Here is a 12,450-nt window from a genome sequence, read left to right as displayed (position 1 = left end):
AAATTAAATTTAGATATTATAAGGACTATAAAAAAGAACTTTTACTTATCCTTTTATTGATTTGTAAAGGTTCTTTTTTTATGAAAATTTAAGGAGGCATATAAAATGAAATATGATTATTTTTATAGACTGGTAACAGAATATTTTTTATTCTATAGATTACCTAAGATATTTTTTGAAAAAGATGAGTTTATAGATGTATCTTTGGAGATAAAAGTTTTATATTCCTTAATGCTTGAAAGAAGTAATTTATCAGCAACAAATGGTTGGTTTGATAACAAAGGAAGAGTGTATATTATATTTACAATAGATGATGTTAAAAAATACATAGGTTGTAGTGATAAAAAAGCTGTTAATCTTATGAATGACTTGGAAAAAGTGTATTTTTTGATTGAAAGAAAACGTCAGGGGCTTGGAAAGCCTAATATTATTTATGTTAAAAATCTTATCAAAGAAACTGTTGATAACTATGTTGACAAACCCGTGGAAAAACATTTCTTGAAATGTAAAAATTACAGTTCTGACATGTCAAAAATACAATGTAGTAATACTAATAATAATAATACTAATTATATTAATAATATATTATCAGGAGAAGATGAAAAATCAACTGTTGATAACTCATTATCTTCTGATAAAACGAGGAAATATTTTAAAGATAAATTTGAATACGATATTATTATTAAGAAACCATATATTGATAAAAAAATAGTTGATGAAATAATAAGTGTTATTGTGAAAACATATTGTTCAAATAAAGAAATATTTCTTATATCAGGAATTGAAAAGTCTAAGGAAGAAGTTATAAGTCAGTTTATGAATATAAACTCAAATCATATAGAATATGTTGTTGAGTGTGTTATGAAGAATATAAATTCAATAAAAAATATGCATCAATATCTACTTACAGCCATTTACAATGCACCAATAACAATAGAGGAGTATTACAGAAATTTGGTACATACTGAATTTAATAATACATAGATTTAAACTGAAAACTATTTATTTGAAAGTAGAAAATATCTATTAAATTTTGAAGTAATAGTATTTTAAAAAAGTATTTATGAAAATAATATATGAAATAGTTTAAAATAGAATAATTTTATATTTTATAATTATCGCAATATATTGCGAATTTTTATTGACTAAATAAATATAAAAAATGTATACTAAGTTTGAAAATTTAAGGAGGATACTATGGCTATTTCATATAATAAATTATGGAAACTAATGATAGATAAGAAAATAAGTGCTTCTGAACTGAGAAAAATGTCCGGCATAGCACCAAATACTATGACAAGAATTAGAAAAGACAAAGAAGTATCTTTAGATGTGTTAGGAAGAATATGCAACAATCTTTACTGTGATTTTGGAGATATAGTTGAATATATACATGATGAAAATGTACCAAAAGGCGGTGAAGATAATAATGGTTGATATTATAGAACAAGAAATTATAAATATGTCAGAAAAATTATTTAATATACTTTTAATGGATAGAACAACCAAAAAGAATATATGTTGGGCAACAGACCATTATATATCTTATGGTGATGCTTATTATCCTCAAGAACCAATTACTAAAGAATTGGTTACAGGACGAAATGCCAATATTATTTCACCAAGAGTTGCTAAAGATGTTGAAATACAAACTAAAAGAACAAAGGAAAAAGCAGAAGTATTTACACCATCTTGGGTATGTAATGAACAAAATAATTTAGTAGATGAAGCTTGGTTTGGTCGTAAAGATGTATTTAATAAATCAGAAAATCAATGTTGGATTACAAATAAAGAAATAATTCATTTTCCTAAAGATAAAAGTTGGAGAAAATATGTTGATGCTAAAAGATTAGAAATTAGTTGTGGAGAAGCACCATATCTTGTTAGTCGATATGATACAGTATCTGGTAAAGAAATAGCAATAGAAGAACGTATTGGATTATTAGATAGAAAATTACGTATTGTAAATGAAAATACAGTTACAGAAGATGACTGGTTTTTTTGGGTAAAGAGAGCCTATGAAAGCATTTATGGTTATGAATATCAAGGAGATAGTTTGTTAATTGCAAGAGAAAATCTTTTATATACTTTTATAGAAAACATGGAATATAAATTTTCACATAAGCCAAATGAAGAACAGTTATTTATTATAGCAAGAATTATTTCATGGAATATATGGCAAATGGACGGTATAACAATGAATGTTCCGTATAGTGAACGACCAAGAGTAAATACTCAAATATCGCTGTTTGATTTTATGAATGGTAATGAAGCTTCAGATAAAGAGCCTATCCCATGTAAAATATATGATTGGCGTTCAAATACAAGTTTAGAATTTAAAAGCATAGTGAATGGAGGGGAATAGTAATGGAGCATAAAGACAATATTAAGTTTGAAAATGCCTTTAATTATAAGGTTATTTATGCTTTTACTGTAAATGATGATACTCATAAAGGATTGATTAAAATTGGAGATGCTACATTGCATACAAATTCTACCATTCAGGCTTTATTACCAAATTGTAAAGAACTTAATCAAGCAGCATTAAAAAGAATTAAAAGTTATACTAATACAGTTGGTATAACACCAATTTTGTTATATACAGAGCTTGCTGTAAGAGAAATCCGTAATGATGATGGTATACAATTAAAAGCCTTTAGAGATTATGACGTTCATAGAGTATTAGAGAATTCAGGAATTAAAAAAGCAAAAATAGATGGCAGTACAGGACGTGAATGGTATGAAATTGAAAAAGACACTGTAATTGAAGCAATAAATGCAGTAAAGAAAAATTATGCAAATTTAAGTAATGTTAAAACAAGTGAATATACTCCAATTATTTTTAGACCGGAACAGAAAGAAGCTATTAATAAGACAATAGAACATTTTAAAAAAGGTAACAGAATGCTTTGGAACGCCAAAATGCGTTTTGGCAAAACTTTATGTGCATTGGAAGTTATAAAGCAATGTAAATTTAAAAAGACTATCATTTTTACAAATAGACCTGTTGTAAATGATGGGTGGTATGAAGATTTTAAAAAAATATTCTATGATACAGATTATTTATATGGTTCAAAATTTAATGGATATGATGTTGAAAGTTTAAATAAAAAAGGTAAAGACTTTATATATTTTGCATCTATACAAGACCTTAGAGGTTCAGAAGCTGTTGGAGGTAAATTTGATAAAAATAATGAAATATTTAAAATAGTATGGGATTGTGTAATTATAGATGAGGCTCATGAAGGTACAAAAACAGCTTTAGGAAATGAAACAATAAAAACTATTGTAAAAGAAGATATTAAAAAAACAAAGTTTCTTGCTTTGTCAGGAACACCATTTAATATTTTAGATGAATATGATTATAAATCTATTTATACTTGGGATTATATAAAAGAACAGGAATATAAAGCAAAATGGGATGAAGAAAATTTTGGAGATTCAAATCCTTATGAAGAACTTCCAAAACTAAAGATTTATACATATAGTCTTGGAGATTTATTAAATAACAATAGTTATAGCACATATGAGGATAAAGCATTTAATTTTCAAGAATTTTTTAGAACTTGGATAGGGGATTATAAAATTGATTATGCTAAAATGCCTGATACTGCTAATATAGGTGATTTTGTTCATGAAGATGATGTTATGTCATTTTTAAATCTTATGACAAAAAAAGATGAACGTAATTCATATCCTTATTCAAAAGAAGAATATAGGGATTTATTTAAACATTCTCTTTGGGTAGTTCCGGGTATAAAAGCAGCAAAAGCTTTAAAAAATTTAATGTATAAACATCCTGTGTTTGGAAGTGGACAGTTTGATATTATAAATGTTGCAGGAAGCGATGATGAGGAATCATCAGATGCATTAAATAGTGTTAAAAATGGAATTAAAAAAGCTGAAAAATTAAATAATTATACAATTACATTATCTTGTGGTAAATTGACAACTGGTGTAACAATAAAGGAATGGACAGCAGTATTTATGCTTTCAGGCTCTTTTTCAACATCAGCAGCAAGTTATTTACAGACTATTTTCCGAGTACAATCTCCATGTAATAAAAATGGAATGATTAAAGATACAGCCTATGTATTTGATTTTGCTCCAGACCGTACATTAAAAATGGTATCGGAAGCCGTTTCTGTATCTTGCAAAGCTGGAAAAACTAATGATGATGATAAAGAAATTTTAAGTAAATTTCTTAACTTTTGCCCTGTAATTTCTATTTCAGGTTCTCAAATGAAGAAATATGAAACAGATAGATTGTTACAGCAATTAAAAAGAGCATATGCGGACAGAGTTGTTAATAATGGATTTGATGATAAAAATTTATATAATGATGAATTGCTTAAATTAAATGATATAGATATTAAAAAGTTTGATGAATTGAAAGGCATTATAGGAAAATCAAAGGCAGCACCTAAACAGAATGATATTACTGTAAATAACCACGGACTTACAAATGAAGAATATGAAGAACATGAAAGATTGAGCAAAAAACCTAAAAATCAACTTTCAGCTGAAGAAAAAGCAAGGCTTGAAGAGATAAATAAAAAGAAAAAAGTCAGAAGTGATGCAATTTCTATATTGCGTGGTATTTCTATTCGTATGCCACTTTTAATTTATGGTGCAGATATATCATATGATGAAGAAATAACTCTTGACCGTTTTGTTAAAGAGGTTGATGACTCTTCATGGAATGAATTTATGCCTAATGGTGTTACAAAAGAACATTTCAAAGAGTTCAAAAAATATTATGATGAAGATGTATTTATTGCAGCAGGTCGAAGAATAAGAAATATTGCAAAAGAAGCAGACACTTTAAGTCCTACGGAGCGTGTAAAGAAAATAGCTTCATTATTTTTTACTTTCAAAAATCCTGATAAAGAAACAGTATTGACACCATGGCCAGTAGTAAATATGCATATGTCAGATTGTCTTGGAGGTTATGATTTTTATGATGAAGAACATAAAAATACACTTGATGAACCACGCTTTGTTGATAGAGGAAATGTAACTGCTGATACATTGGGGAATGTTTCTGCTAAAATTTTAGAAATCAATTCAAAGACTGGTTTATATCCTTTATATGTAACATATAGCATTTATCGTGCTAAATGCAAAGAATATAAAGAAACAGATTTAACCTTAGAGGTTCAAAGATATATATGGAATGATACAATTAAAAATAATATTTTTGTAATTTGTAAAACACCAATGGCAAAACAGATTACACAAAGAACACTTGCAGGATATTCAGATATAAAAATTAATGGACATTATTTTGATGACCTTATTAATCAAATGAAAAATAAACCACAACAGTTTATTGACCGTGTATTAAAAGCAAGTTATTGGAAGAAAGAGGGTGTTGGAAAAATGAAGTTTGATGCTATTGTAGGTAATCCGCCATATCAGGAAGAAACTGGAGGTGCAGGAAGACAAGCAAAGCCAATATACAATTATTTTGTTGAACAAGCAAAAAATCTTAATACAACTTATGTTACAATGATTACTCCTTCAAGATGGTTTTCAGGTGGTATGGGGCTTGATAAGTTTCGTGATAATATGACGAAAGATAATAAATTAATGAAAATAAAAGATTATACTAATGCTAAAGATTGTTTTCCACAAATCAGTATAAGTGGTGGTGTAAATTATTTTTTATGGAATGATAATTATAATGGAGATTGTGTAGTTGAAAATATACATGATGGTAAAGTAAGTTTTTCAAAGCGTCCTACAAATGAATTTAAGTTTTTTGTAAGGTATAATGAGGCAGTTTCTATTTTGCATAAGATACTATCTTTTTCAACAAATGAATTTGAATCAATTACTTCAATTATTAGTCCTTTAATGCCTTTTGGATTATCAACTAATTATAGAGGACGAGCAAAAAAAACTAATAATGATAGCTTAGCACTTTATGCGAGTGATGGTGTTACTTATATTAATGAATGTGAAATAACAAAAGGCAATCAATATATTGGAAAATATAAAGTTATGATGAGTAAAACAACTGCTGAACATGCAGGAGAACCAGATAAAAATGGTATGTTTGGAATTTTTACAAAATCAATGAGAGTTTTATTGCCAAATGAAGTTTGTACACACTCTTATTTTTTGATTGGTATTAGTGATTCTAAAGAAGAAGTTGAAAATATATTAAAATATCTTAAAACAAAATTTGTACGTTTTATAGTTATGACAACACTAAGTGCAGTTAATTTATCAAAATTAGTATTTGAAAATGTACCAATGCAAGACTTTACACAGCAGTCTGATATTGATTGGAGCAAATCAATTCAGGATATAGATAAACAACTTTATGCTAAATATGAATTATCTGAAGATGAAATAGATTTTATTGAACAAAAAATTAAGCCTATGGAGTAAATATATAAAGTGAATTTTTAGAGGAGAAAATATAATGGTAAATAAATCAGAAAAATTATTAAGTGCTTTTTCAAAATTATATTTTTTTAATGAATTAGTTCATGATAACTTAAAATTTATTCCATCAGGAAGTACAGAAAAAGAGTTAGCAGATATATTGCTTAATTTAGGTGATATTATTATTGCAATTCAATTAAAAGGACGAGAGAAAGAAGATATATCAAATGAAGATGAAGAAATAAAATGGCTTAAAATAAAATGTAGAGAAGCTAAAAAACAAATAAAGAAAACTATAGAATTTATTCGAAATGAAGATTTACCATGTTTTGAAAATGGCAGTAATCAAAATATTAAGTTAAACAAGCATGCAAAAATTATTCCATTAATAGTATTTAATAATAATATTATAAAAGAATATGAACATGTATTATGGAAACATTCTGATGAAGGAATGGATGTAAATTGTATGTCTTATGAAGATTTTCAAAAAATGTGTGAAGTTCTTATTACTCCAATTGAGATAGTAGAATATTTGGAATGGCGTTTGGAATTTTATAGAAAAAATAGAAAAGTTGATATTTTAATACATGACAGAGAAGAAGAAATAACAATTATGAAACCTAAAAATAATAACTCATCAGTTTATTATTTTCTTTCTGAAAGGTATGGAATAAAGAATGCCCAAGAGTTAGAAGTTTATATGAAAGAATTTAGAGAGTTTTTTCAAAAACTTCCAAGTCATATAGAAACAAAATCAGAGGAAAATGCTGATTTTGAAATAATAAGTTTTTTTGCTCATTTTAATAGATTAGAAATTAATTTATTTATAGAACGATTAAATTTAGCAAAAACAAGAGTTGAAAACGGAGATTATTATTTTGCAGGAAGTTTAAGAAATATTCAAAGAAAATATCAGATTGTATTTTTTAGTTCTAGATGTAGAGATAAAATTCCAATGGAATTAATATTAGATAGTATACCAAACAAAGAGGAAGTATCAATAGTATTACAAATTATAGTTTCTTTTGAATCTTTTGAAGATTTTAAAATTGATTTTTATTATTGTGAACTAAGCTAAATATTTTATGATTTAAAAATATAATATAAATAAAAAGTATTATCATATATGTAAATATTTTAATTTTTAAAATTGAATAAGCATAATAAAATATAGTTTAAATGATACAGTCTCAATACTTATAGTAATGAGGCTGTTTTTTATTTTTATATGATGTAAAAATATAATAAAAATTATTCAAGTAACTAAAAATAAAAAAGTTTTATAATTATAGGAATAAAATATACTTTGTTTCGGCTTAAAGGTAAGGTAAGTTTAAAGTTTTTTAGTAATTTATATCTTTGGAATTACTTTGTGAATCTTGAAAACCGAATATCAAGAAATATAAATACATTACTATCTTAAGCCAGAAAAGGAAAAGCAGTTGCCATAGTGCGTCAAGACGATTTTTTTATATCCTTTAATCCGAGCGAGAACTACTTTGGTTAAGTTATCTCTGGCAAAGATAATATGCCACGACCTTAACAGAGCTATAATGATACTTCTATCGAGTCTTAGGTATCCCAAAGACGGTGGTCTCCACAAAGGGGAAGATGAAATTCCTATGAGTGTAGCCAAACACTGTTTATGTTGCTTTTAAATATAATTACTATTGTTCCGATAGGTATAAAATATTATTCCGATTTACTTTATATTGTTCCGATATTATTTATAAGTTTTCATAAATAATAAAATTTTATTGTTGATGAAAGTTTATAAAAGTGTAGATGTGTAAATTTAAATAAGGTATTGTATGTTATATAAGGAGGTGTCTGAAATGGGAGTTACAAAGGTTATTGAAGCAGTTAATACAAAAAGTAATATCACAAGAGCCTGTGCTTACTGTCGAGTAAGTACAGATATGTCCCACCAGATAAATTCCTATGAAGCACAAAAAGAGTATTATAAAAACTTTATAACAGAAAAGCCAAATCATAAGTTTGTAGGGATTTATGCTGACTATGGAAAAAGTGGAACTAAAGAAGAAGGCAGAACAGATTTTGAAAGAATGCTTGAAGATTGCAAAAATGGTATGATAGATATTATATATACTAAGTCAATATCAAGGTTTGCAAGAAATGTAATTGATTGTTTAAGTATAGTAAGAAGTTTGAAGGAATTAAAAGTTGATGTGTACTTTGAAAAAGAGAAAATACATACATTATCTGAAAAAAGTGAAATTCTACTTTCAATATATAGTTCAGTAGCACAAGCAGAATCAGAAAGTATATCAACAAATCAAAAGTGGAGTATACAAAAAAGGTTTTTAGATGGAACATACATAATGTCAAACCCAGCTTATGGATATTGTAACAATAAGAAAGGTAGGCTTAAACTTTCACAAAAACAAGCAAAAATTGTAAGATTTATATATGATGAATATCTTAATGGAAAAGGTATTCATATAATAGCAAGAGAATTAAGTGAAAGTAAAATTAAAAGTCCAAAAGGCAATAAAATTTGGAATTCAGCAACAGTATATGGAATACTTAAAAATCCTATATATACAGGAGATATACTTCATCAAAAAACATACAGTATGAATATAGTACCATTCGAGAGAAAAATAAATAAAGGTGAAGTTCCACAGATACTTATAGAAAATGACCACAAAGCTATAGTTACTAAAAAAGAATATGAAGCAGTTCAAATAATGCTATCCTGTAAACCTAAAAATGAAAAAAATGAAGTAACAGAATTTAGGGAAAAAATTATATGTTCCAAATGTGGTGATGTGTTTTACAGACAGGTAAAACCTAAACAGGATATAACTTGGAATTGTAAAAATAGAATTATATCAAAAGATTATTGTGATATGGATATTGTAAAGGAAGAATTAATAAAAGAATTATTTATGAAAATGTGGAATAAGTTATCAAATAACTATGAGAAAATTTTAATACCTATGGTTGAATCATTGTATGCTATAAAAGAGCATACAGGAGAAAATCAGGTAATTAAGGATTATGAAAACAAAATAAATGAACTTATTAAGCAGAGTAACACCTTAAATCAGCTAATACAAAAAAGGTGTATTGACTCTGCTTTTTATATACAACAAAAAAATATGACTGAACAGAAAATAATTGAACTTAATATTGAAAAAGTAAGATACATAGAAAAAAGTCAAATGAATTATGAAATCAGAGAAACAGAAAAGCTGATTGATTTAATAAAAAATTCACCCAAGACAATAAATACATACAACAAAGACCTATTTAAAAAAGTCATAGACAAGATTTTAATATCAAAAGGCGAAATAATATTTATATTAAAAAATAAACTTGAGTGCAGAGAATATAGGAAAGGAAATTGAAAATGGCAGTAAGACGATTACCTTATGGATATAGATTTGATGGAACAACAATTATTATAGATGATATTGAAGGAAAAGTAGTTAAAGAAATATATGAACTTTTCTGTGAAGGAGTTTATATAACAAAGATAAAGAATTATATCAAAAACTTTTATATGAGCAGACACAAAGTAAAAAGAATTCTTGAAGATGATGTTTATACAGGAAAAAATGATTTACCACCAATAATAGATGAAGATTTATTTGAAACAGCACAGAAAATAAAAAATCAAAGATTGAATGAAATAGGCAAAAATCAGGATAAATCATATAGTTATGTAAAAGAAAATTTTGAAAATAAAATTGTGTGTGGTGAGTGTGGAGCAGATTATCACAGATATAAGCGAGGGGAAGAATATATATGGAATTGTAGTCACAAAGTATTTAAAAGAAAGGTTTGTTGTAGAAATATTTCATTATCTGATAAACAAATAGAAAATATATGGTCAAATGTCATTCAAAAAATCAATGAAAATCCTAAATTATTACAACCACAAAAGACCATTTCAAATAAAAATTTAGGTAGATACAATGCTTTAGACAGAGAAATAAAAATGGCTGAAACAGGCGAAAAAGAATATACCCAAGAAGAATTAATTAAGCTGATTTATAAAAGGGCGTCTGTTATGTATGAAATGTCACATTATAAAGAAGAAATCGAAAAAATAGATATAACTGCATTAGATAAATTTATAGTTTATAAAAATAGGAAAATAAAAATTATATTAAAAAACGGAGCAAAAATAGAAGAAAAAATTTAGGAGTGATATTTATGGCAACTCGAAGGATATCGGTCATACCAGCAAAAGTTGATACTAATAAAAATGTTCAACCAAAATATAAAAAATTAAATGTTGTTGCATATTGCAGAGTTAGTACATTACAAGAAGAACAAGAATCAAGCTATGAAGCACAAATTGAATACTATACAAAACTTATTAATGAAAACCCAAATTGGCATATGGCAGGAATATATGCTGATGATGGTATATCAGCTACAAACACCAAAAAAAGAGATGATTTTAATGCTATGATAGATAGGTGTATCAAGAAAAGTAACGAAATTGATATGATTATTACAAAATCAATAAGTCGATTTGCAAGAAATACTGTTGATAGTCTTATACATATACGAAAACTTAAAGAAAAAAACATAGCTGTATACTTTGAAAAAGAAAATATTAATACATTGGATTCGTCAGGAGAATTACTTATAACAATACTAAGCAGTCAGGCTCAGGAAGAAAGTAGAAATATCAGTGAAAACGTAAGATGGGGACTTAAAAGGAAATATGAAACAGGAGAAACTCTTGTAAGCAGACTTTTAGGATATAAAAGGAATAAAAACGGTCAGCTTGAAATTATACCTGAAGAAGCAGAGATTGTAAAATTTATATTCGCTGCATTTATGGAAGGCAGCAGTTATAATAATATAGCTAAAAAGCTGAAGGAAAAAGGCTATAAAACAATACGAGGAAAAATAAACTGGGGTGTTGCCTCTATAATAAGAATTTTAAGCAATGAAAAGTACATAGGTGATACATTATCTCAAAAAACATATACGGTAGATTTCCTTACAAAAGAACGTAGAACTAATAATGGTGAGGTTAATCAATACTACACAGAAAACAGCCACCAAGGAATTATACCGAGAGAATTATTTTATAGAGTACAAGAAGAAATGGAAAGACGAGCTAATTCAAAAAATAAAGCACCAAGTAAAAATGAAACTGATAGAAAATGCCGATATAACAGTAAATATGCCTTAACAAGTATATTTATATGCAAGGAATGTGGAACACCTTACAGAAGACAGGTTTGGTCAAAGTATGGTGAGAAAAAAGCTGTTTGGAGATGTGAAAACAGACTTAGAAATGGAACAAAATACTGCAAAAACTCACCTACATATGATGAAAAAGTTCTTCAGCAAGCCATTATGAATGCCATAAATAAACAGATACAGGACAAAAATAAGTTCATTGGAAATTTCAAAAAGAATGTTATAAGTGTAATTTCAAAAGATACTACAACAGAATATGACTTAGAAATAAAAGTATTGGAGAAACAGCTTGTAAACTTAATAAAAAACAATACATATGAAAACATAGAAGAATATGAAGAAGCCTGTAAAAACATAACACAGCGTATTGAAGAACTTGAAACTAACAAGATAAAATCTTTAGGTGGTGGGGAGAAATTAAATAAGGCTGATGAATTTATAGATAACACAAATATTTATATGGCAGAATATGATGATATACTTGTAAGAAGGTTAATAAGGAATGTGATTGCTGTGAGTGATAGTAAAATTGAGATATACTTTCAGAATGGGGTTATAGAGTTAGTAAGTATAAGTAAGTAATTATTTATATAATTTGATATTATAATAGAATATAATTTTAGTATAATTTAAAATTTGTGAAGTTCAAATTATATGATGCTAGAGTTAGTTTTATACATATGTCTATATGATATAAAAGTTATACTTTAAGTATTCTCTATATTTATAAGTACAAAAAATGATGATAATATTAAATAAATACTAATATATATCTAATTAATAGAGAATATGAGGCTATTTTTTTATATTACAAAATAATAATTAAATTATATTAATTTTTATAAAAATATTTTTATA

At 26.6% G+C, this 12,450-nt stretch carries 8 protein-coding genes; all 8 read left to right on the top strand.

Going from position 1 to position 12,450, the window contains the following annotated elements:
* Positions 1-105 precede the first annotated feature (105 nt).
* The 8 genes from B5E58_RS12430 to B5E58_RS12395 all read left to right on the top strand — a co-directional run bounded on the left by B5E58_RS12430 (position 106) and on the right by B5E58_RS12395 (position 12,174).
* A complete protein-coding gene (locus tag B5E58_RS12430) occupies positions 106-984 on the top strand; it encodes a DUF6017 domain-containing protein (protein WP_088109975.1) in 879 nt (292 codons plus the stop codon).
* Between the two features lie 213 nt (positions 985-1,197).
* Positions 1,198-1,437, top strand: coding sequence for a helix-turn-helix domain-containing protein (locus tag B5E58_RS12425; protein ID WP_088109974.1), 240 nt, complete (start codon positions 1,198-1,200; stop codon positions 1,435-1,437).
* A complete protein-coding gene (locus tag B5E58_RS12420; RefSeq protein ID WP_206608585.1) occupies positions 1,430-2,365 on the top strand; it encodes a restriction endonuclease subunit M in 936 nt (311 codons plus the stop codon). The genes B5E58_RS12425 and B5E58_RS12420 overlap by 8 nt, the downstream gene beginning before the upstream one ends.
* A 2-nt stretch (positions 2,366-2,367) precedes the next feature.
* Positions 2,368-6,399, top strand: a complete 4,032-nt coding sequence (locus tag B5E58_RS12415) for an Eco57I restriction-modification methylase domain-containing protein (protein WP_088109973.1) — start codon at positions 2,368-2,370, stop codon at positions 6,397-6,399.
* A 34-nt stretch (positions 6,400-6,433) separates the two neighbouring features.
* A complete protein-coding gene (locus tag B5E58_RS12410; RefSeq protein WP_088109972.1) occupies positions 6,434-7,477 on the top strand; it encodes a hypothetical protein in 1,044 nt (347 codons plus the stop codon).
* 757 nt (positions 7,478-8,234) lie between these two features.
* Positions 8,235-9,773: a recombinase family protein gene (locus tag B5E58_RS12405; protein WP_088109971.1), complete on the top strand. Its 1,539-nt coding sequence runs from the start codon at positions 8,235-8,237 to the stop codon at positions 9,771-9,773.
* Positions 9,774-9,775: 2 nt separating this feature from the next.
* Positions 9,776-10,573, top strand: a complete 798-nt coding sequence (locus tag B5E58_RS12400; protein WP_088109970.1) for a recombinase zinc beta ribbon domain-containing protein — start codon at positions 9,776-9,778, stop codon at positions 10,571-10,573.
* Positions 10,574-10,584: 11 nt separating this feature from the next.
* Entirely contained in the window at positions 10,585-12,174 is a 1,590-nt protein-coding gene (locus tag B5E58_RS12395) for a recombinase family protein (protein ID WP_088109969.1), read from the top strand.
* The last annotated feature ends 276 nt before the right edge of the window (positions 12,175-12,450 follow it).

Origin of the sequence: Tyzzerella sp. An114, from assembly GCF_002161055.1 — a bacterium.
GTDB classification, from domain to species: Bacteria; Bacillota; Clostridia; order Lachnospirales; family Anaerotignaceae; genus Fimicola; species Fimicola cottocaccae.
This window is presented reverse-complemented; position numbering and strand designations above follow the sequence as displayed.